This is a genomic window from Paenisporosarcina sp. P5_A11 (genome assembly GCF_056400705.1).
Genome location: NZ_JBFUKT010000042.1, coordinates 1 through 22,758 on the forward strand (window position 1 = coordinate 1; position 22,758 = coordinate 22,758).

At 38.3% G+C, this 22,758-nt stretch carries 18 protein-coding genes; 14 read left to right on the forward strand and 4 right to left on the reverse strand.

What is annotated here, in order from left to right:
- Positions 1 to 179 precede the first annotated feature (179 nt).
- From AC1DOS_RS08540 to AC1DOS_RS08555, 4 genes are all read left to right on the forward strand, one after another.
- Complete coding sequence (locus tag AC1DOS_RS08540) at positions 180 to 554, forward strand: VOC family protein (protein ID WP_477537172.1); 375 nt, start codon at positions 180 to 182, stop codon at positions 552 to 554.
- Positions 555 to 680: 126 nt separating this feature from the next.
- On the forward strand, positions 681 to 1,301 hold the full coding sequence (locus tag AC1DOS_RS08545) for an NUDIX hydrolase (RefSeq protein WP_477537156.1): 621 nt from the start codon (positions 681 to 683) through the stop codon (positions 1,299 to 1,301).
- Positions 1,302 to 1,466: 165 nt separating this feature from the next.
- On the forward strand, positions 1,467 to 1,979 hold the full coding sequence (locus AC1DOS_RS08550) for a hypothetical protein (RefSeq protein WP_477537157.1): 513 nt from the start codon (positions 1,467 to 1,469) through the stop codon (positions 1,977 to 1,979).
- 389 nt (positions 1,980 to 2,368) lie between these two features.
- Positions 2,369 to 11,494: a carboxypeptidase regulatory-like domain-containing protein gene (locus AC1DOS_RS08555; RefSeq protein ID WP_477537158.1), complete on the forward strand. Its 9,126-nt coding sequence runs from the start codon at positions 2,369 to 2,371 to the stop codon at positions 11,492 to 11,494.
- Positions 11,495 to 11,612: 118 nt separating this feature from the next.
- On the opposite strand, the gene AC1DOS_RS08560 is transcribed toward AC1DOS_RS08555, so the two are convergent.
- A complete protein-coding gene (locus tag AC1DOS_RS08560) occupies positions 11,613 to 12,209 on the reverse strand; it encodes a hypothetical protein (RefSeq protein WP_477537159.1) in 597 nt (198 codons plus the stop codon).
- Positions 12,210 to 12,445: 236 nt separating this feature from the next.
- Between AC1DOS_RS08560 and AC1DOS_RS08565 the strand changes: the two genes are divergently transcribed.
- The 4 genes from AC1DOS_RS08565 to AC1DOS_RS08580 all read left to right on the forward strand — a co-directional run bounded on the left by AC1DOS_RS08565 (position 12,446) and on the right by AC1DOS_RS08580 (position 14,592).
- Complete coding sequence (locus AC1DOS_RS08565; RefSeq protein WP_477537160.1) at positions 12,446 to 12,670, forward strand: hypothetical protein; 225 nt, start codon at positions 12,446 to 12,448, stop codon at positions 12,668 to 12,670.
- A gap of 40 nt (positions 12,671 to 12,710) precedes the next feature.
- Entirely contained in the window at positions 12,711 to 13,196 is a 486-nt protein-coding gene (locus tag AC1DOS_RS08570; protein ID WP_477537161.1) for a DinB family protein, read from the forward strand.
- Positions 13,197 to 13,232: 36 nt separating this feature from the next.
- Complete coding sequence (locus tag AC1DOS_RS08575; RefSeq protein ID WP_477537162.1) at positions 13,233 to 13,724, forward strand: DinB family protein; 492 nt, start codon at positions 13,233 to 13,235, stop codon at positions 13,722 to 13,724.
- A gap of 466 nt (positions 13,725 to 14,190) precedes the next feature.
- Positions 14,191 to 14,592 carry a GNAT family N-acetyltransferase gene (locus AC1DOS_RS08580; protein WP_477537173.1) on the forward strand — a complete coding sequence of 134 codons (402 nt, stop codon included), beginning with the start codon at positions 14,191 to 14,193 and terminating at the stop codon, positions 14,590 to 14,592.
- A 670-nt stretch (positions 14,593 to 15,262) separates the two neighbouring features.
- Here AC1DOS_RS08580 and AC1DOS_RS08585 read toward each other — a convergent pair.
- Positions 15,263 to 15,547 carry a hydrolase gene (locus AC1DOS_RS08585; protein ID WP_477537163.1) on the reverse strand — a complete coding sequence of 95 codons (285 nt, stop codon included), beginning with the start codon at positions 15,545 to 15,547 and terminating at the stop codon, positions 15,263 to 15,265.
- A gap of 139 nt (positions 15,548 to 15,686) precedes the next feature.
- Positions 15,687 to 16,271, reverse strand: a complete 585-nt coding sequence (locus tag AC1DOS_RS08590; protein WP_477537164.1) for a vWA domain-containing protein — start codon at positions 16,269 to 16,271, stop codon at positions 15,687 to 15,689.
- A 96-nt stretch (positions 16,272 to 16,367) separates the two neighbouring features.
- Between AC1DOS_RS08590 and AC1DOS_RS08595 the strand changes: the two genes are divergently transcribed.
- The 5 genes from AC1DOS_RS08595 (at position 16,368) to AC1DOS_RS08615 (ending at position 21,062) form a co-directional block, all read left to right on the forward strand.
- On the forward strand, positions 16,368 to 16,862 hold the full coding sequence (locus AC1DOS_RS08595; protein WP_477537165.1) for a hypothetical protein: 495 nt from the start codon (positions 16,368 to 16,370) through the stop codon (positions 16,860 to 16,862).
- A 131-nt stretch (positions 16,863 to 16,993) separates the two neighbouring features.
- Complete coding sequence (locus AC1DOS_RS08600; RefSeq protein ID WP_477537166.1) at positions 16,994 to 17,674, forward strand: HAD-IA family hydrolase; 681 nt, start codon at positions 16,994 to 16,996, stop codon at positions 17,672 to 17,674.
- Positions 17,675 to 17,769: 95 nt separating this feature from the next.
- Positions 17,770 to 18,303: a dihydrofolate reductase family protein gene (locus AC1DOS_RS08605; protein WP_477537167.1), complete on the forward strand. Its 534-nt coding sequence runs from the start codon at positions 17,770 to 17,772 to the stop codon at positions 18,301 to 18,303.
- A 464-nt stretch (positions 18,304 to 18,767) separates the two neighbouring features.
- Positions 18,768 to 19,964, forward strand: a complete 1,197-nt coding sequence (locus AC1DOS_RS08610; RefSeq protein ID WP_477537168.1) for a M14 family zinc carboxypeptidase — start codon at positions 18,768 to 18,770, stop codon at positions 19,962 to 19,964.
- A gap of 57 nt (positions 19,965 to 20,021) precedes the next feature.
- Positions 20,022 to 21,062, forward strand: coding sequence for a M14 family zinc carboxypeptidase (locus AC1DOS_RS08615; protein ID WP_477537169.1), 1,041 nt, complete (start codon positions 20,022 to 20,024; stop codon positions 21,060 to 21,062).
- A gap of 180 nt (positions 21,063 to 21,242) precedes the next feature.
- Here AC1DOS_RS08615 and AC1DOS_RS08620 read toward each other — a convergent pair whose 3' ends face one another.
- On the reverse strand, positions 21,243 to 21,935 hold the full coding sequence (locus AC1DOS_RS08620) for a hypothetical protein (protein ID WP_477537170.1): 693 nt from the start codon (positions 21,933 to 21,935) through the stop codon (positions 21,243 to 21,245).
- 221 nt (positions 21,936 to 22,156) lie between these two features.
- Between AC1DOS_RS08620 and AC1DOS_RS08625 the strand changes: the two genes are divergently transcribed.
- Positions 22,157 to 22,441: a hypothetical protein gene (locus tag AC1DOS_RS08625; protein ID WP_477537171.1), complete on the forward strand. Its 285-nt coding sequence runs from the start codon at positions 22,157 to 22,159 to the stop codon at positions 22,439 to 22,441.
- Positions 22,442 to 22,758 lie beyond the last annotated feature (317 nt).

The following is a 22,758-nucleotide window of genomic DNA, read 5'->3' on the forward strand; positions in this document are numbered from 1 at the left end:
TTGGATCTTTTGTTTTAGTGAAAGAAAATCGTAACTGGTACCCGACAGATAGGCCCGCTACGATTCATCCAATAGTGGTTGAAGTAGAGGGAGAATACTATCAGGTTTTGAAGCATTCGAGTTTACCCTATACCGTGAAGGTGAAAAGGTCTTGGTCCAAGGAACTGCCTGTGGTTCAGATGAGAATTGCGAGACCGACAGATCAACTGGACAAAATCATTGAGTTTTATGAAATAGGGTTGGGGCTACAGAGGGTTGGTGAGTTCTGGGAACATAATGGATATGATGGTGTTATGTATGGGCTTCCTGACACAAATTTTCATTTGGAGTTTACGGCTCTTGAAGCAGGTTCACCTTGCCCTGCTCCAACCAATGACAATTTGCTCGTTTTTTATTTACCGAATTGGGATGTAATTAATAAGGTTGCAAGCACGTTGGAGGAGATGGGGTACCCAGAAGTTAAAGCGGAAAATCCATACTGGGAAGATGCCGGAATTACGATAGAGGATCCAGATGGATGGAGAATCGTCCTGTTTTGTTCGACTGGGCTGTAGTRAAGAGAGCTCTGGACTTGTAGTTGGGCGTATAATTTCAATTTGAATTAGCATCTTCTTCTTATCATTCGAATTTTTTTCATGCTACCATAGGAGTATATGAAACTATGCGATAGGGGTTATATTATGGACTTGGAAAAAATTAAGAATGAGTTAAGTCAAAATCAGCCTCTTTTTATAGGAGAGGAAACTGCGATGCGCTTTGCGGTCCTAATTCCGCTTGTTCAAGTGAATGATGAGTGGCATGTCTTGTTTGAAGTGCGTTCGCTTACAATGAGGAAACAACCAGGGGATATTAGTTTTCCTGGCGGAAGAATCGATCCAACAGATGCTACTCCCGTTGACGCAGCCATCCGTGAAACGCATGAAGAGTTAGGTATTGATCCATCGAGCATCCGTATTTTGGGGCAGATGAGTGCTTTTATTCCAACGTCGTCATTTGTTGTATATCCATTTGTCGGGATTATCGACGACCATCAGACGCATCGACTTAACAAAGTAGAAGTGGAAAAAGTATTTACAGTACCAGTCAAATGGCTATTAAATCATCAGCCGTATAAACATTTAGTTCCGGTGCAACCCATGCCATTAACCGATTTCCCTTACGATAAGATTGCAAAAGGCAAACAGTATCAATGGAGAACACGGGTGATAGAGGAATGGTTTTATGACTATGAGCAGTATACAATCTGGGGATTAACCGCACGAATTTTAAAACATTTTATCGATACCTTAAATAAAGAATAGATCCATTTGTTAATAATGCAGCCGAAATTACATATTCGGTAGCTAGTTATTATATAGAAGGTATTTATTCTTTCATTACCCTAAAACACCTACCCTGTCATACTTCTGGTCTGGAGTGGATAGAATAKGGAGAAGCTCAAGGGAATTTCATTTGGAGGTATTTATATGTATGATCCAACCATTTTTGAGAATTTAAAAGTAGCCTTTGAAAATCTTGTGTATGATTTAGACAATATAGAACGCAAGATTGATATTACGAACCGGATTGATCGAATGGACTTTTCGATTATGGCGAGGGATTTTGCCATCCACTTTACGCTAGTCGATAAACAAGAGGTTACAGCAGAAATTATATTGGAAGCTTCTTTAGAAGATTTAGCAGCAGAGATATTGGATACTCCAGAGGAAAGTCAAGGGTGTTCCTTGTACATACGATTTATCAAGCGGGTTGGAAATATAACCGAATGTAAGAAGATTGAGCAAGCACTATCAGATATTTGGGAACCAGACGCAAAGCTTACTCAAACACTGAGTTTCGTCTTTGACCAACAACCGTCAAGGTACTTAAACACGATTGAAGTAGCATTTAGTCATAAAATTAACGAAGAACACATGAGTGACATTCCAGATTTTCTTCATCATGTTTTAGCAACATTGAAAGTATTGAATGATATCTAGAGAAAATCAAATAGCATTAATTAGAAAAGCATTTTTGATTGGGTTAAGTCTTTTTTTAGTTTTTTCAGGACTTTCTATCTTACCTTTTGCTGAAATGATTGGGTATATGAGCTTTTAAATTAACAGCCTATAATGAGAATACATCAAGAAAAAATGAGCGATGACCTAGTCATTGCTCATTTTTTCTATTTATCGTGAACAAGAACACATGACAATTTGAAATTACTTTTGTGAAGATATGTTGTATCTTTTATACTACCCTAAATGTTGGAATTAGTACTATCGCGTTATTTTTAGTGGAATGTTGTAAATGTTCAGTTAATTATAAAGGTATTTACAAATTTTTGCAGTATTACTTCATAAACAAAATTTATGGAGGTGCACGATTATTGAACTGGTGTAGGAAAAATGCCCGGAAATATTTTGCTGTCCTGTTGGTCTTTCTTTTAGTAGTTTCAACATTTGTTCCAGAGATTTCGTATGCAGCTGAAGAAAAAGCGAAAGATTATTCTAAGGAAGAACAATTGCTTGAGAAACTGCGCGAAAAGGAATATGAAGTAGGAGAGCCAAAACTAGAATCAGAAGAAGAAAATGATGAAGATAGTAGTGGACTCACCAATCTTCTAAAAGGTTTAGGAATCGAACCGCCGCCTCTTAATGGTGAATCGAAACCTAAAAGTCCTGATGGGAAATCAGAATCAAAACTTCTTAAAGCTTTTGAAAAAGAAAAAGAAATTGATGTCATCATTAGAATGAAAGACAGACCCAATCTCAACGAGGTGTTTTCTCAAGTAAAAGGCAAAAAAAAACGCACAGAAAAAATTACAACAATCAACGAACACCTGAAGGAAAAAGCAACTGCGTCTCAAAAAGGAATTCAGCAAGCATTAGCTTCCTTAGAAGGCAAAGGACAAGCAAAAAAGAAAGAATCGCTATGGATTATCAATGGCATGACAGCTACTGTCACGAAGGAAGCTTTGGATGAGTTGAAGAAGCGTGATGATGTTTCTGAAATTGTACTTGATGAAACATTAAGTTTGCCGGAAGTTACGGTTGAAAATAACCCGCCAAAACTTCCGCAATGGAGTCTTGAAAAAATCTTCGCTCCTAAAGTATGGGGACAATATGGATTAAAAGGGGAAGGGACTGTAGTCGGAATCATGGACTCCGGAGTGGATGGCACCCATGAGGCCCTTAAGCAAAATTATCGAGGGCGTGATGGCAACCATCAATACTCTTGGATTGATTTATCAGGGAACAATTATGCTACCCCAAATGACGGATATGGCCACGGAACTCATGTAGCTGGAACAGCAGTTGGAGGAGGAGCAGGTGAACCAATAGGTGTAGCACCTGGAGCAGAATGGATTGCAGCTAAAATCTTCAGTGATACTGGTTCTACTAGCTTATCTAAAATCCATCAGGCGTTTCAATGGTTCATGGCACCGGGCGGCGACCCTTCCAAAGCTCCCAATGTCGTCAATAATTCTTGGGGCAACGCAAATACGTATAATCTAGAATTCTATGACGATGTGAAAGCCTGGGTATCAGCTGGAATTTTCCCATCGTTTGCGGCAGGTAATGACGGACCGGGAGTCCAAACTATTGGCTCACCGGGAAGCTTTCCAGAAACCTTTGCTGTCGGAGCAACGGATATTTATGACCAGACAGCTTCTTTTTCTAGCCGGGGACCGGTTTTTTGGGAAGATGAAAATGGTGTAACCGAACGTTTGATTAAGCCGGATATCTCTGCGCCAGGCCACAACATTTATTCTGCTTGGCCTGCTAAGAGGAATGAAGGTAAATATCAAACAATCAGCGGAACTTCAATGGCTACCCCACAAGTAACAGGCGCAATCGCCCTATTATATCAAGCGAATCCTAATCTATCGATTGATGAAGTTAAAGAAACACTAAAAGAAACTGCCCGTGTTGAGCCGCATATGGGGACATTGCCAAACGATTCTTATGGAAGCGGGATCATCAACATTTATCAAGCAGTGACGGATACGGCATTTGCTGGGGAACTGAAAGGAACATTAAAAAATAAACAAGGTGAGCCAGTAACTGGAAAACTCGAAATTAAAGGGGAAGGTCTCTCCTATGACATCTCTGAAGATGGTGAATTCAATGTTAAAATTCGCGAGGGAATTCATCAAGTAAGCATTAGCTCTTTTGGTTACAAGACTTATGAAAGCACAATTGAAATGACCAAGGGAGAAGTTTTATCGGTTAATTGGGTGCTCGAAAAGGCCCAAACTTATTCGATAAAAGGAAAAGTATTAGATGAAAAAGGAAAAGCTATTCCGTACGCGTATGTTCAAATAAAAGGGACTCCACTTTCAACATTAAGAACAGACGAGGACGGGACTTTCGAAATAAATAGYCTCCCAGCTCGAAAGTATGACTTACAAGTAACGGGAGAAGGTTTTAAGGGATTAATAAAAGAACTGGATGTTAACGAAAACAAGACAGTTGAGTTAAAAGTTCAAACCATAGAGACTGCTTTCACGAAGGACTGGGGAACGGCAAACGGAAATATAAATCGGAACGCTGTTTCCGCCAATGCCATAGATCTGCAAGCTCTTGAAAACGGCTGGGAATATAGTGCTTCTGGAAAAGGGAGTATCTTGTTCTCCACTCCAGCAGCTGCGAAAGATCGAGTCGTTTTGGTGACGGACAGAGGATATGTAGTCGCGCTAGATTCTACTAATGGTAAGGAAATATGGGCAGTCAAGGTAGGGAACAAGAACCGTTCATCACCAACGATACACGGAAATACGGTTTATCTATCCGGTGGTGAGGATGGGAAAATCTATGCTTTGGACCTTAAATCTGGGGGCATTAAATGGAGTACCCAGGTCGGTACTATGAGCATCTATGAATCTCCTGTTTTTCTAGATGGAAAACTATTTGTTTCTTCAAATCTCACAAAGGGCGCAAAGTTGATTGCACTAAACGCAGAAACTGGAGAGGAAATATGGAGTAACCCGCTTGGGGCAGCTACTTATTCTGGGCCAAGTGTCGGAGAAGGACTCGTTTATATCGGTAGTTATGACAATCAAACAATTCGTGCCTTCCGCATTGAAGATGGTGCTGAGGTATGGAGTAAGACACTTGAAAATGAAGGAATCACTTCGAAACCAGTATTTAATCAAGGAACACTTTATTTTGCAGGAACCAATTTCGACACAGGTACAGGAACTCTCTACGCAGTTAATGCCAAAACTAGTGAAGAGAAGTGGCAAGCTACGGGTATAGGTGATACCCAGGCTGGTTCGCCAATCGTGTATGAAGATATTGTTATCATCGGTTCGGCAACACTGCCAGTACTGCGAGCTTTTAACCGCACGACAGGTAAGGAACTATGGAATAACCGATCATTTGGAACGACGTTAAATAGCGGATCCGTTTCTGCAAATGGACTTTTATTCTTCGCGGGGACAAACGGCAGTCTATCCGTTATAGATGTATATACTGGTGAACAATTGAAGGATTTTAGCTTGCCGGCTTATAGTACATCGGGCATCCCGATATTGCCTGGACAGATCATCGTTCCTTACCAATCTGGAGTCAGAAGCTATGAATCTCCTGGGATTTTAGCAGGTGTATTGAAAGATGAAAAAGGTCAGCCAGTTGAAGGCAAGGTAACTGTTGTCAAAACAGGACAATCAGTCACTGCGAAGACAGACGGAAGTTACGTGTTAAAACACACACCAGGTGAACACACTATACAAATTTATCAATATGGCAAAAAGCAGGTCACTGAAAAATTAACATTTGTATCTGGTTATGAACAGACAAAAAATTATGAGATAAAAGATGCACAGTCAGGCTCAATTGCCATTACTGTAAAAGATAATAGGACGGAGAAATTGCTCGAAAACGTCGAAGTCACTTTAAAGAATACGCCTATAAAAGGTAAGACCAATAGTGCAGGTGAATTTTTAAGTGAAAGTGTTTTTGAAGGAACCTTTAAGGTGACTTTCACTTTACCTGGATATAAAGCAGGTGATGGAGAAATCACTGTTAAACCTGGTGAAAAAGCGGCAATCACATTGAATTTACAACCAATTGACGTGGCTGTTTTAAATGATTATCAAGGTGAAATTACTCAGTTTTTAGAATTGAACGGTTATACAGCAGAGGAACGAGGCTGGGATTTGGGCGAAGATATCGGACGCTACAAAGTCCTTTATCTCAATGGTGCTTACGGTACTAGTGGTGTTCAGCCTACAAAAGAAGAATTCAATGYGTTAATGGAAAAAGCAAAAGACCATGATGTTAGTGTCATATTTGCAGATCAATGGGGAACTGAATACGGTTCAATTGAACAGTTAAGAGATTTCTACCAAAATCCGAAAGAAATTGGCCAAGATTATGATGGTGGCGAGGTCAAAATTCAAGTAGTAGCAGAACATCCAATTCTTAAAGGATACAAAACAGGTGACAAGATTAACGTTCTGGGAAATGATGCGGATTTTGCTTGGTTCAATCAATATTCAGGACGTACGATTGGTAAAATCGGAAATACGGAACTTGGCATCGTGGGATCTGGGATTGCTTATAATGCTGTGTCTGAAACAAGCGCTCATTTATTGTTATCTAGCCACGCATCAGTTCCATGGGAAACGACGCAAGGCTGGTTAAAGGGGCAGCAAAACATCCTGCTAAATAGTCTTGACTATTTATACAGCTCAGAATTCGGGAAAATTTCTGGTACAGTTCAGAATTCAGCAGGAGAACCTATTGTAGCAAGCGTTGAGGTGCTTGAAACAGGAGTGAAAACCACAAGTGATGCAAATGGAACGTTTGAACTTTTCCATGATGAAGGCTCGTTTACGATTAACGTCCGTGCGAAAGGACTTGGAACTCAAGCAGTTGAAATAACGACTGCTTCTGGTGAACCTGCAGTTGTCAATGTAACGCTCGGGGAATCAGAAAACGGCATTTTGACAGGGTCTATTACTGATGCCGCATCAAGAATTGAGCTCGGTGGCGTTAAAGTAGAAGTGAAAAATGAATCAGGAGAAACAGTTGCTGAGACAGAGACAACCACAAATGGTCGTTATGAAGTAACTGAGCTCGATGAAGAAGTATACAAGCTAAGCTTTACAAAAGAAGGTTACATTGCGAACAATCAAACAGTTGATCTTGCCCGCCTTGAAGGTGACATCGATGTTGCCCTTCGCAAGATGCCGTCGGTGGCTGTTGTGGGCGACTACTCTACTTCTGGTCAAAACTTTAAAGCAATGTTGCAACAAGCTGGTATTACTGCAACGGATTTACAACCAGCCGAATTGGTCAATAGAATGCCAGATTTTGATGTCGTGTTCTTTAATGAGCCAAGTACATCTACACTCACGAAAACGGTCTTCGATGAGATGATGATAGCTGCAGATGAGGCTGAGACAAGCTTGATTTTCGGAGAAGCTTACTGGAGTGGATCAGGCATTAATCATCTTGTTCGCCATAGGCAAGATCCGAAAGAACGTGGGACAGTCAGAAAAACCAATGCTTCTGCGCAGTATAAAATCCTGAAAGATCACCCTATCTTCAGTAGTGCAAAACAGGGGGATTCTGTGGCGATTTTAACTCCTGGAGCAAGTGCAATCGGTTATTTTAAAAATTATAACGGCTACCCTCTAGCTGAAATCAAACATGAAGGTTCAGAAACATCACATGGTCTTGGCATAGCCTACAAACCGAGAACTTCTGGTAGCGTTGAATTGCTAATGAGCGGTCATGGCTTTACCCTGTACCATACATTAAAGGACTACACTGAAGAAGGCAGGGAAATGTTACTTCAATCCGTTCTTTGGGCTGCAGATGCAAAATTCCCTTTGATCAGCGGATCAGTATTAGATGAAAATGGGGAGCCATTAAAGGCAGATATTAAAGTGAAAGATGAGCCGTTTTCAACTAAATCAAACGGGGAAGATGGCGGTTTTGCCATTGCAATATTAGAAGGCAAATATGAAATAGAAATCACTGCATACGGCTATAAATCTAAAGTAGTTCAAGTGAATGCTACTGCAGGTAGTAAGCAACTAACCATTCCAATGGAGGTGGCTGACAACGTAGGTTCATTTAAAGGAACTGTTGAAAATGAAAAAGACGGAAATGCAGTAGAAGGTGCCAAAGTTTCAATTATTGGCAAACCAAGAGAAGCAACTACAAATTTACAAGGACAATATAGCCTCACCAAAATAGAACCTGGCGACTACACTGTCCGTATCCAAAAAGAAGGATTTGTCCGTAAAGACTTTGAAGTGAAGATTACTACAGGGAAAAACGAGGACTTGAATGTGACGTTAAAACCAACTCCAACCATTGGCGTGATTGTCGATTCAAACGCCTCTGGTACGAATCTGAAGCAATATCTAGTAGAGCGGGGCTACAAAGTTGAATATATGAATTACAAGGACATTGATAAATTGGACCAAGTCGATTTAGTATTTGCCAATTCAGACTATGCTCCAAGCTTAGTTCCAACAAAATCAGAGTTCGAAGCTTTCCAAAAAGCGTTGGATCAAAAGCGCGTTTCCGTTATCTGGACAGGCCAGGCAGGTGGAAGAGGCTCAATCCGATACTTAAATGAATATTTTAATGATCCGACAACAATCTTCGAAGGAACCAATAAGTCGGGAACACAAGGAATCATCAAGAAGGAACATCCGATTACAGCTGGATTTGAAGCGGGTGAAGTGTTTGATATTCCACCGAAATCGGGTTACTATTACGGATTTGATGGATATTCAGGAAAAACGATCGTTGATTTTAACCAGACAATAACGGGTGAAAGTGGAAGCATGATCGCCTATAAAGGGCGCACAAACGACTCGCTTGAAATCCTTATGGCAAATATGGTTATAAGCCAAATATTCAGGCCAGACGATTCATTTGATTCGGCAAGGGAGAAGCTGCTAAACAATGCAATTACTTGGGCGCTGGATGAAAAGCCTGCACTAGTTGGAGAATTGCATGGAGTGATCCAAAATGAAAATGGACCGGTAAAAGGTGAAGTAACCATCAAAGAGACTGGTAAAAAGGTTAAATCAAATGAAGAAGGCCAATTCTTTGCCGGGCTTGAAGCAGGGACATACACCGTTACAGTTGAGGCATTTGGACATCAGTCTAAAGATTTTACTGTGACAATTGAAAACGGACAAACCCTGGAAAAAACCCTCACCATACAATCTGAAAATTCCGGAACACTTGGTGGTAAAGTTGTTGATGTTGAAACAAAACAACCAATCTCCGGAGCTAGTATAGATATTATTGGTACGCCAGCGGGAGTCAAGACAACGGAACAAGGAGAATACCAGATTACCTTGCCAGCTGGAATATATGAAGTTCGCATCATGGCAACAGGTTACTCTCCAATCTATGAATCAGTCGAAATCATTGAAGGAGAAGCCACGTCGTTAAACTTGTCGATGTTAGTATCAGATAAAGTTGCCGTTCTTGCTAACCCGACAAATGAGGCTCGTATAGTGCCGTTCCTTCAGGCACAGGGATATGAAGTGGACTTCTATCCATACGGAGAATTCGAATCATTAATTGAAAATATACCAAATTATAAATTGATCATTGCAAACGATATTTCCTTCTCTATGAAGGAAGACCGTTTTAAAGCTATGGTCGATGCGGCCAATGAAAATGAAGTAAGCATGATTTTCCCTGGACAAAATAGTTTTGGGACACTTAGAGATCTGTCAGATGCATACGGAGACCCTGAACAAGTAAGCTCAAGCTTTGCAGAAAAGGAAATTAAAATTCGTGTGGATGAAGAACATCCAATTTTCCGCGGCTTCCAACAAGGTGATGAATTGTCACTGCTTGTGAATTCCAAAGGAGCAACACAATATCAAGTCTACGAAAATTATAGTGGGACGACCATTGGATCTCTCGGGCATGAAGGGAAGCTTGGCAGTTCGGTTGGCTACAAATTTACTTCATCCAACAGTGTCCAAATTCTTCTCTCCACTCTACATGTTGGAATATATGGAAATCCGAATGACCGCTGGACAGAGCACGCTAAACAAATTTACTTGAATGCGGTGGATTTTGCATTAACAGCAAGTCAAGGAGAAATTAAAGGTGAGGTGAAGGATGAACAGGGCAATCCAATAGCCGAAGCACTTGTCACTATTCCTGGCAAAAACTTAAAAACGACAACAAATGCAGATGGTTTTTATCGATTTGGCATCGGGGTTGGAGAATATGAAGTGAAAGTGAAAGCAAGAGGCTTTACAGACCAAACGAAACAGGTCGAGGTAGCAGACCTTGGTAGCAGTGTTGATCTTCATTTTACTCTTGAAGCAATTGATGGAACCGACCTGAAAGGTGTAATTGCCGACAAGAAGACTGGCGATATTTTGGAAGGGGCTATGTTAACGCTCATTCCAACAGATGAGCCTAAATATAGGGATGCAACAGTAAGCGGAAAGGATGGATTATATACGTTTAAAAACCTCCTTCCAGGTGAGTATACGCTTGAAGTGCTTGCCAAAGGGTATCTTCCAAAAACTTTCGAGATATCCATTGGAGAAAAAAACATGGAATATAACTTTGAGTTGATTGCCTATGAGGCAGCGGTCCTCGGGGACATGAATCAAGCATTGACCAAGTTTTTGAATGAACAGAATATCTTTGCAGAAGAAAAGAGTTGGGACATTCTCGGTAACATCTCTAAATATGAAGTAATCATAGTGAATACAAACAAAGGTACCAAAGAGCAAATCAAGCAGTTGATCCATGAGAGTGATGAACATCAAGTAAGTCTTGTTTTCACGAGTACATGGGGTCTAAAAGAAGGCTCGATTCAATTGCTAAAAGAAGCAGAGGGAAGTCCTGATTTAGATAACCATGGTTATGATGAAGGTGCTGTTTTTGTAAGTGCTACAAATGAGCATCCATTGTTCGAAGGAATTGAAGTGGATGAAAATAATCAAATTATGATTCATTCAGAAAAGAGTCCTTACGCAACTTTTAAACATTTTAATGGGATTCCACTAGCTGATTTATCAGTAGACGGAATAGACAAAGGGAATTCGATTGCATATGAGTTCAGAAGCAAAAATCACGTTCATTTACTTCTTTCATCATTTGCAGTAACGAATATCATTGGACCTGAGTATGGTTGGACTAAGGAAGGAAAGCAGCTCTTTACAAATGCCATGCGTTGGTCGATGGATGTAGAACAACAAATGCCTCAAGCACCAGTTTGGGACCATGAGAAACAATGGATAAAGGAGCGTCCGGTAATTGTATCTGGTACCGTAGAGCTCGGTACGACAATAAATATTTACGATCAACGCGGCGAAAAACGGACACTACTGGGATCAGTGAAAACCCAACTTGATGGAACATTCTCTATGGAGCTAGACATCAGGAACGGTACACATTTCTTACTAGCAGAAGCTGAAAACTTTGCAGGGAAAACAGAATCGCTAACGGAAATGCAACTGATTGTGACCGGTAAACCTATCAAGCAAGACAAAGCAAGTTAAAAAGAATATGGTTTTGATAGAGGCTTCTCATAATGGGAAGCCTCTTTCCAAGCATAAAAAAGAGCGATGACTTAGTCACCGCGCATTTTTTAATATATAGGTTATGGTTTCCTGGAACTTATCGTAATTTAACAGATATGAGATATGCTTGCTCATAATCAGTGGCTTTTTTAAACTCTTCTTTTGTTTCTATTTCATTCACAATAGACATTTCATCTTTACTTGAGTATGCAAGAGTACCAATTACTTTACTCTCACCAATAACCAAAGGGCCTTCATTTACACCTCCAGAGCCAGCAACGAAATTTATTCTTGATTTACCATCTATTTTATTTAAAACAGTACCTGACGATTGACCATCGTCTGTCATGACCGATGTTAACCAATTTTCTTCGTTTTCATTAATTGGTTGCTGAATGAAGGATACTCTTATCGTGTCTTCAATATTTTCTTGTGGTATCGCTGAACCCATATTTCCAATCTGACGCACAAATTCCCCATTTTCATAATAATCAACTGTCGCAATGATTTCAGTGATTTCTTCATTATTTATTTCCATATCAAAAATAAATGAATGTTCACTCGTTAGATCAACAAGATTTTCTTCAAATTTTGTCAGCTCTGCATGTTTAATCAGTGCATCGCCTGCTGAATCCTTTGAACAGGCAGTGAGTAGTAATAATGGAAGGAATATACCTATGGTTAAATATTTCAAATGAAGACCTCACTTTGTTATTTAATGTATTTGTTTAGTGCCTTTTTAATGATTATTGTCTAATACTAGTTGTTATTTATTCTCTGTATCTTTACATATTTTAACTTTTAATTCGAGACTATCCAGTAATTCATTAGTTTTTAATTAGGTTGCAGGGAATTTATATGTTATTGACGAAATGAACCATACGTGAAAATTAGGATTTGATATAACCAATAGGTGAGGAGTTCATGATCATGAAAGAATTCAAAGTAACTTATTTCTTCGATGAAGAGCATTACATCAGAAGGTTTATCCATATGGAGTCCCAAGAAGAAGCAGAAGAGTTGATCCAAAGCGAACGAGGCCAGTACATTTCGTTTACAGACAGCAGAGGAATTTATCATGAGCTGGATACACGAAATGTTCGAGTCATTCAACTTTCTGAGTATCATCGAGTGGATAAAAGTAAAAAGAATTAGGTGTATGGAAAAGAACTTAATATATAGGGAGTGTGGGAGTATGTTTCATGCAAAAGATGTTTTAGCCGATCAGTTGTTAGCAAATGCTAATGACCCTAGCTGGTACATTCCATTTTCAGGATCAGTGGAAAATTTGTCTGAGGACGAAGCATTTTGGAAGCCAAACAAAGATAGTAATAGTATTGCTGAAATTGTCCAGCATCTTTTATATTGGAATCAAACATGGCAAACAAGATACCAAAAATCTCACGTCAATGCTGTCCCTTCCATAGGAAATAATAATAAAAGCTTTATTATTCCTGAAAATAAGACATTCACTGACTTAAAAAAACAACTTTTAGAAGTGCTGTTACGATGGCAAGGTTTATTAACTGAAGAAAAAGTTGAAAGTGAAGTAAATGGTTTCCCTGAACATGTGGAGTGGTGGGCAGTACTCGGTAATGTCTCAACTCATAACGCATATCATATAGGTCAAATCATTTATATTAGGAAGTTACAAAATAGCTGGAAAATAAAAGAGGAATAATCATGTATTATCTTCTTTCTTAAAGGGGTGTATGGAGTGAATCAATCTGAATATGAATGGGTCAAACAAACTCGAAGAATAGTATTCGACTTTTGTAGTGAACTAGAACCAAATGATTTTAATCGCAAAGTGGATGGATTCGGTTTTCAAAGTATGAGAGATTCACTGGTACATATATCAGACTGTTATCATGCTTGGCTAGGCTCATATATTTTATTAAAAACGAAGAAACCACTTACGGCAAAGGAAGATATGGCCGAAATAGGTTTGGATGAAATAAAAGAGCGTTTTGATCAAGTAGATTCGTATGTAAAAGAGGTATTTGAAGTATTCTCGAATCACATGGATGAACCAATTCAAAGAGAGATACCTTGGAGAGTAGGAGGAGAAATGATATCAATAACGCCTGGTAAATTACTTATGCATACTATCACTCACGAATTCCATCACAAGGGTCAGATAGTAGCTATGGCGCGCCAAATGGGTTATGAACCTCCAGGTACAGATGTGTTAGGAACTAGAGATTAGAGAGATTCAGCTTCTAAACGATGGATATTACTATATAGAACGTAGAAATCCATTGAATGAAGTGAGGATTTTATGTAATTCAATGATGAGAAACAATAATATAATGTGCACGGATAAAACAATTAAGTTTGATAGTCCATTTTGAAGTATAAAGTCAGGGATGAAACTAAATTGAATAAAGAAGACTTTGTACTATTAACCAAGGCATTTTTTGCTGAAATTGAAAGTAAATATGTAAGTTAACAAAAAGGTTAACCTAAAGATCTCGAGCTGCAGGACTAGCTGTCTCCTCAGCTCATATTACGCATCCACCTAATACATTCAAGTCAGTAGAGTTGCCAAGGAACGGACATGGCAGCTATAACATCTACTTGTTTTGGAGGTGGGTTAACGAGGAGGTGGATTTTTGGTGTCAGATCTAAAGTTTAGAATTGCAATAAAACAAGATTTGGATAGAATTGTAGAGATGCTGGCTGATGATGTGTTAGGTAGCAAACGAGAGCGATACGAAAGACCACTTCCAGACAGTTACATCAAAGCATTTCAGGCGATAACAGTTGACCCTAACAATGAGTTGGTAGTAGCTTGTCGCGGAGAAGAAATTATTGGAGTACAACAAATTACATTTACACCCTATATCACACATCAAGGTGGATGGAGGGCAACGATTGAAGGAGTGAGAACATCTTCTTCTGAACGTGGCAAAGGGTTGGGAACCGAACTAATTCGCTTTGGAATTCAACGTGCTAAAGAGCGAGGTTGTCACTTAGTTCAGCTCACCACTGATAAAAAGCGGGAAGATGCCTTACGTTTTTATGAGAGTTTAGGCTTTAAAGCATCCCACGAGGGGTTAAAGATGAAGCTTTAGCTAAAGATTCTCAAGTTATCGAAAACTGTATAAAACTAAGAATGAGGGGTTCCGATACCCCTTTTTTCTTATTCCACATTCCTACCTTTCACAAAACCCTCTTATTATAGAGAAATCAACTTAACCCCCAATGACGTAGAAATCCCTTTCGCACCTTCATTCATTACCTGATTGTGGTTCCATACAAAAGCGGGTCGTAATAATCGACATATGTAGCCCCTCCGAAATACTTTTATGGTTGATATGGATATATACCCAAATCAACACATCTAATTAACATTTATTCTGTATTTGATATAAGAAATAAATGCTGAGCGGGGGCTCAGTTGTAAAAATAGGTGTTCACGTAGGAAAAAAGCGTAGTGACGTAGGAAAATACAAAGCTCACGTAGGAATAATAGCAATTTACGTAGGAATTCCTCAAAAAAATGTGTAAACGAACCGAAAATCACTTACAGTTTTAGAAAAGAAGTGAATGGGAAATCCAACTCACTTTTTTTCGCATTTGACACACAGTGCGATAGTAAGGAAATTGGTTGTTTTTCGAACGAACTGGATATAATTTTGCTTCAATTTCAACTAAATAATGATAATAAATAATTTGTTCAATATAGAATGTTTATTATATTGAGAAAGGCCTCTTCTATAAAGAAAGAGACCCTCTTATAACTCAGTCAGCTTCAATTCGAATAGCTATAATCTCTTGACAGTCTATGATAAGTGTTGAACCAGGTTCTGTTGTTGGATCAGTAAAGAATGCACAGCAATTCTCTTGGTCAAAGGTAATAAAAATAACATCTTCTATCACCTGACCACCGGATAAGAAAAGATCAACTTCAGTCTGTGTTTGTAATCGTCTTAATTGATCACAAGCACAACCTTTACAATGATTGACATCTTCCGCGGCATTTCTTGTATCACGACAACCGTTTCTTGTATTTCTCGTATTTTCCATTTTCAAGACCTCCTTTCTAGTTTTAATAGTCTTGCATTCATATCTTATGATTTTAAAATGAAAAGTGATTGTACATTTTGTCTAGTTTCAATAGAGTTATTTAATTTGGAAAAATATTTATATAGATAATAGATAAGCATTATCGCTTTCTTCTCTTCGCCACATTCTCATTGACCATTTCATACATAGACTCAACACCTACTTCAGAAGCTACAAAGTTAAATGCATTCTCTGCTTGGATACCCATACTACTGGCTTCCTTAGCCGCATCCATGTTTGCACCGATGAAAATGAACTCCCATGAATATTTATCTTCCTGTTGCTTAATGAGCTTTTTCACTTTATCATGCGTAAATTCACGGCTAGCATTTTCCATCCCGTCTGTCGTGATGACAAATATGACTTTGCCTGGTTTTAGTTCTTCTGGTGTTTTCGAAAGTCGATGACCGACATCCACAATTGTCTTTCCTACTGCATCCAGCATGGCAGTAGTGCCTCTTACATAATAATCGTCATGGGTTATCTTTGCTCCAGCCGCATTGATGCCGTCCCATAGTATTTCGTATTGATCGTCAAACAGGACTGTCGTGAGCGATACTTTCCCATCAAGTTGGCATTGCTTTTCAATAAACGCATTAAAACCGCCGATGGTATCACTTTCAAGTCCAGACATAGAACCGCTTCGATCGAGCAGGAAAATAATTTCTGTTAGATTGTTATTCAAAGTCATCATCCTCTTTCGTTTGTTGGTAAACTAATCATAACCAGTTTTCAAATCGATTTGGTCGCCTGAAAAGCGACAATTTAGGAGGCGAATCTTTTGATCAATACCCAAATATTAAATAAGTTAGAAGAGTACATACAAGATCACTTGTATACCGAGCCGATTTCTTATAACGTAGAATCTAAATTGGATTTAGAATATACCTTACAATCAGAAATTATTGCGATTGATTTGGAGGACTATATTAAAAATCATCGCAAACCGACATTGAACGAAGTGGTGTTTCGCTTGATTGACAAATCAGGTGCAAGAGACGTCGATATTTACAAAAAGGCAGGTATCGATCGAAAGCTGTTTTCTAAAATTCGTTCCAATGCTGACTATCGTCCAGGAAAAAATACCACCATTGCTCTCGCTTTGGCCTTGGAGCTAAATACTCAGGACACCGATGCGCTACTGAGTTCTGCTGGTTACTCGTTATCAGACAGTAATATATTTGATTTGGTTATCCAGTTCTGTTTAGAAAACAAAATCCATGATCTTTTTTTGGTCAATGAAGCATTGGAACACTTCACTCAAAAAACATTATAGGAAGTCCGTTTAGTATTAGACATTGAGTTAATAAAGATTGAAGGGTCAGGAAACTACTGGTAATGAAGATAATGCTTGGCTATAAAACGGCTTCTATTTCAATGGGTAAAAATTTGTAAATCTCCGAAGGGATGGAGCGTAATGTCATTAACAATAATTTTCGATATGGATGGTACGTTATTCAAACTGATAAAATACTAGAGCTATCCTTAGAGGATACGTTTAATTATTTAAGGTCTATTAATTTGTGGGATAAAAAGACACCTATTGAGATGTACCGTGTGATAATGGGAGTCCCGTTACCGGTCGTATGGAATACCTTACTGCCTAACCATTCAATTGAGATTCGAACAAAAGCGAATGAATTATTCCACAAGAAATTAATCGATAATATAAACATGGGCAAAGGGGCACTGTATACCAATACAAAGGAAGTCCTAAGCTATTTAAAAAATAAAAATCATCCAATATTTATTGCTAGCAATGGTCAAACCGAATATTTAAATACCATAATAAAATATTATAATTTAGACAAATGGATTACTGAGACATTCAGTATTCAACAAATCCCTTCACAAAATAAAACTGATTTGTTTAACACGATTTTAAAGAAATATAAAGTGGTAAAAGGTGTAGTTATTGGAGATCGACTTTCTGATATTAATGCAGCAAAGTCCAATGGATTAATATCAGTAGGTTGCAATTTTGATTTTGCTCAAGAAGATGAGCTATCTCAAGCAGACGAAATAATAGACGATTTATTACATGTAAAGGGAATCGTGGACGCATTATCTGCTTCAACCTCTTATTAATAGATAGCGCACAACTATGCGATGTTTATGCTGCTGTAAGAATGACAATATGTGTTGAGAATCACTAATAGTACTAGGGAGATGAAGAGGATTTCATGAGTAATCATAGAAAATTAGTATTATTTATAGCAACGAGTTTAGATGGTTACATTGCTACCAAAAGTGAATCTTTAGATTGGTTATTTAAAGTTGAAGGGGAAGGCGATAATGGGTACTCAGAGTTTTATGAAACTGTGGATACAATATTAATGGGAAGAAGAACGTACGATTGGATAATGAATTTTGAAACAGAGGATTTTCCTTATCGTAATAAAGAATGTTACGTTTTTTCAAGATCAGTAAACGAGGATAACAAAGATGTGAAGTTTGTGAATGAGAATATAGTTGATTTTACTAACCAACTTAAAAATAAAGATGGAAAAAACATTTGGATTGTTGGAGGCGGAGAACTATTGCATTCTTTTGTAAAAGAGAAATTAGTTGATGAACTTATCCTTACCGTTGCTCCGACTTTGATTGGAACAGGTATTTCTTTATTTAAAGAGGATAATTATCAACTGGATCTTTCTTTGAAAGGAATCAGGCACTTCAACCAATTTGTTGAACTTCATTATGAAGTGAAAAAGTGAAAAACATTGTTCAACATTTCCAACTAACGTCTGAATTTACTACGCAATTTATAGGTATAAAAAAATATACTGAGATTATGAACTATGAGAATCGACAGCTAGAGAGCCGTCGGTTCTTTTTTTTATGAATTTTCAGTCATCGTTCAGAAATAGGATGTTGTGAAGCATGTAAAAAGTGCTGTTATCTGTTTTTTTATATAGTTCTAATGACTGAATACTTCGGCCTACGAAGAAAACTATTTAGCGGGACGAAATGTTTATCGTTTGAGATGTCTTTTGGTATATATTTTTTTAATTGGATTATAAATACATATTACGAAAGGGCTGAATATTCAAATAATATTTACTCGTCTAATTTTCTTTGTTATGCTGTCTGCGAATCAATTACAAAAAATAGAAATAAAGGGGATGAGTAAAGTACTAAGACTAATGAGGATAAATTAAAATCTAAAGGAGTGGATATTGTGAAGAATAAATGGGCTAGTACAATTGGTATTTTAGGTTTATGTACGGTCTTGACTTTACCTGCATATGCGGCTGAAACGGTTAGTAAACCCGAAACACATCATCACGAGAATTCAATTTCAGGATTTATCAGCTACAGTGAATTACAAAAAACGCTTAGCAAAATTGAAGCAGCTAGCAAAGGTACTGTTCAAGTAGAAGTGGCTGGCCAGTCACATAATGGCTTGGACATTTACACAGCAACGGTCGGCACTGGGGACAAAGTTATTCTTATTCAAAGTGAAATTCATGGGAACGAAAAAACAGGTACGGTAGCACTCCTTAATTTATTGCAAAAACTTTCAACTAACTCGAAACAAGCACAAGAAATACGTGAGGAATTGACACTTGTTTTCATGCCGATGATGAATCCAGATGCATCTGAGGCTGATAAACGGAGAAACAGTATGACATGGGATGAAGTCCTATACAATTTTCCACAACTCACTGGTACGACACCATCATGGAACTATTTGGACCGAGGCATCAGCCAAAGTTATAACTATGGGGAAAATCCTGGTTTTGACGTGAACCGCGACTTCAATCCGAATCTAAATTATGTGCCTGAAGCACAAGACTTCCCAGGTGCTTCTAATACGCCAGGTTGGTTCATTACACCAGAATCACAGACTGCTCGAGATGTATACAAATCACTAAAAGATGAGTATGGAAATGTAGATGTCTTTATCGATCTACATCACCAAGGTATGTACTACGTGGAGGGTACAGATGACGAAGTAACGCTTTCCTTATCCGCTCAGTTTGTTCCGGATCCAAATACGTCGGAAGGGGCTAAATACGCCGAATATGCAGAAAACTATAGGTATGATTATTCAAGACAATTAAATGTTGCTGCTTACAATGAACTGCAATCTTACGGTAACTCTAAATTTACGAATATCTCTCTTTATTCCCAAGGACTTGACCTTCCAGGAACAGCACTTGGTAGCTATGCATTAAATGGCAGCGGAACAGTCCTTTTTGAAGTAAGAGGACAGACTCAAATGATGGGGCAGAAAGAAAAAGGACAACTTGTAAAATCAGTAGAACAGGGTCTTACTGGAATTATCGAAGCGGTAGTTGATGGTTCAGTTGAAACATTGAATCCGGAAGATTACGATAATATTCCGCTTACATCTAATAAACCAACCAACTAACATGACAACATTTTACTGATAATGTAAAAAAATGATGAAAACAATGGAGGAATTTGAATGAAGAAAACCGTACTTACTTTATCGATTGCTGGAGCGATGATCCTCAGCGTATCGCCCTTTGGTTCTCCCGTTGCGAACGCGGTCGGAAATGGTCCTACTTATGGAGGGAATGAAACGATTAATACTTCGATACTCCATACTTATGATGAAATGGTAGACTACCTAAAGAAAGAAGAAGCAAAACAACAGGATATGGAACTTGAAGTAATTGGCCAAAGTATCAAGGGAAGGGATTTATATCTAGCGAAGTATATGAAAAACCCTGAAAATCCAACGATTCTGTTTTTAACCCAGCAGCATGGAAATGAACAGCTTACAACTGAAGGTGCTCTTGAGTTTATTAAGCATCTAGGTACAAACAAGATGAAAGGTGTTACAGACGAGGTGAATATCTTAATCGTTCCTATGCTGAATGCAGACGGTGCCATGGGTGATGTGGACTTCTCTCTTGATGATTATATCGCAAAGGGAGATCGGAATTTAACTCGGTATAATGCAGCGGAAGTAGACTTGAACCGTGATCATGTAACTAAAATTCAACCAGAAACAAAAGCACTGCATAATAATGTTATGAAGAAATATAATATTGATTATATGATTGATCTTCATCATCAAGGAGCAATGAGTGAAAGGGATGGTAAGCTTGTTTCTGGGTCCATTCTTTATCCGACAACTCCAAATGCTGATCCCGAAGTAGTAGAAAAGTCGAAACAACTAGGTGCAGTTGTGTTTGAAGCAATTGACGAAAAAGGCTGGGGCCACCTCGGTAAATACAGCGGGGGCTCTGCTGAAACAATCAGCAGAAACGGTATAGCAGTAGAATACGGCATTTCGACACTGTTATTTGAAATGCGTGGAATGTCCGATCATGAGTACGAATCATATGTGTTAGGGCAAAAGAGCAACGGCTATTTGATTAAACAAACTATTACCACTCTTGAAGCAACGGTAAATGCAATTGCAGACGGTTCGATTGAAACTAAAGACACATCATTTTGGGATTCACTGGCTTACCAAACAACTCGTCCATCTGAATAATTCAAAAAACGCCTCTAGCAGCAAAATAGTCTTTATTTTAAAAAAGCACAGAAGCTAAGCTATTTTTCCAAGGAGATTAGATGTTTTCAAATTAAACAAAACAGGCATTAGGAAAGAAACCCTTATACCTGTTTTGTTTTTTTGTTAAATTGCCGGAAGTACGAAAGGGATTTTTTAGATTTACATATCTTCGTACGAAGTCATTTTATCCATATTACTCGCAATCATTGCGATAATTGTGCTTGCTTCTTCTTTTGTAAACGATAAGGCACTTTCTTCTTTGTAAAGCTCGTCGTCTTCGGACCAGAATCGATTCACTCTTCGGAGAACACCATTTCCCGTAGTACTGACCACCCCAAATTGATAAGTTACTTCAACCTCATCCTCGATTTGGAAAGCAGTTACTTCAGGTGTTTCCCATTCAATCTCGACTTCATTTAGCATGTTTTCCTCTTCTACAATTTCACCGATGTAGTACTCTTCTTTATCGTCATCTTCTAAAAGGAATTCATCATCGTCATCATCGTCAATTCCATCAACAGCTACAAACATATCACTATCACCGTTGATGAAATCATGGAAGCTGTCATGAACAGCGTCAATCACATCCTCAATGTCAGCAAGAATTATTCTTGCTGGTTGTTCGAATTCATAATCAAAAGTTTCTACGTAAAACTCTTCATTATGTGGATCAAAGAGGAGGGTACAGAAGTAATCCCTTTCGTTACCTTCCGTCTCGACAAAAAACTCGACTCGTGGATGTTTCGCACTCTGATCAATCGTCATCTGACCGATTTGATCATATTCTTCACAAATTGAATTCAGATGATCCTGTAGCTCACCAGTTACTCTGTTAAACCATTCCATCGACATGCTCTAGTCGCCCCTTTAATTTTAATGTTCTTCTTTCAATCATTTATCTTTTCCTAATTAGGGTATTTTATTCCATGCCAATTAAATCCAACTACCTAATTGCCATATGAAATGAGTGGAAAGTTGAATTCTAACAATAAGATGTAAAATAATCCTACGTATAATCAACAACCGATTCCCAATACTAACGAAGCTGTAAATTAATGAAGGAGGATGATTAAATGAGATTTTTAGCATGGGGTGCAGTTGGTGCTGCTATTTATGGAGTAATTAGAGGAATGCGGAATGGAAATGTTCAACAATTAGTTAAAGATTTCCCGAGTAATTTAAACCCATCGAACTTACAACAGATGATACAGCCATTAACTCAAATGACTCAGCCATTAGCAGGGATGGCAACAGCAGGAATGGCGCCAGCAGGAATGACACAGCCGTTAGCAGCGATGGCTCAGTCAGGGATGAATAACTCTTCAACAAAAAACCAAACCAAAAAACAAGGCGTCTAATTTATACCAAAACGGTCGTTTTGCTACTAAGTTTTTTCATTTAATCAGTAACAATAACCCATCCTTGAGTTCGTGCTCGGATGGGTTATTTCTATGTTTTGTAATATAATTTGTATTTTGTGTTAACCATTATTGTTTTTTGGTTTACAATAGAAATGTGATGTGGCTGAAAACTAGTTTAGTCATAACACATAAGCTTAAAGAATAACAAAAAATGCATTCGAAAAATGAATGAGAATTACGTAACATTATTAACTAAATTAAATGGGGGCTGGAAAATGAATCAATGGATGGAACTTGCAGATCGAGTATTAGAT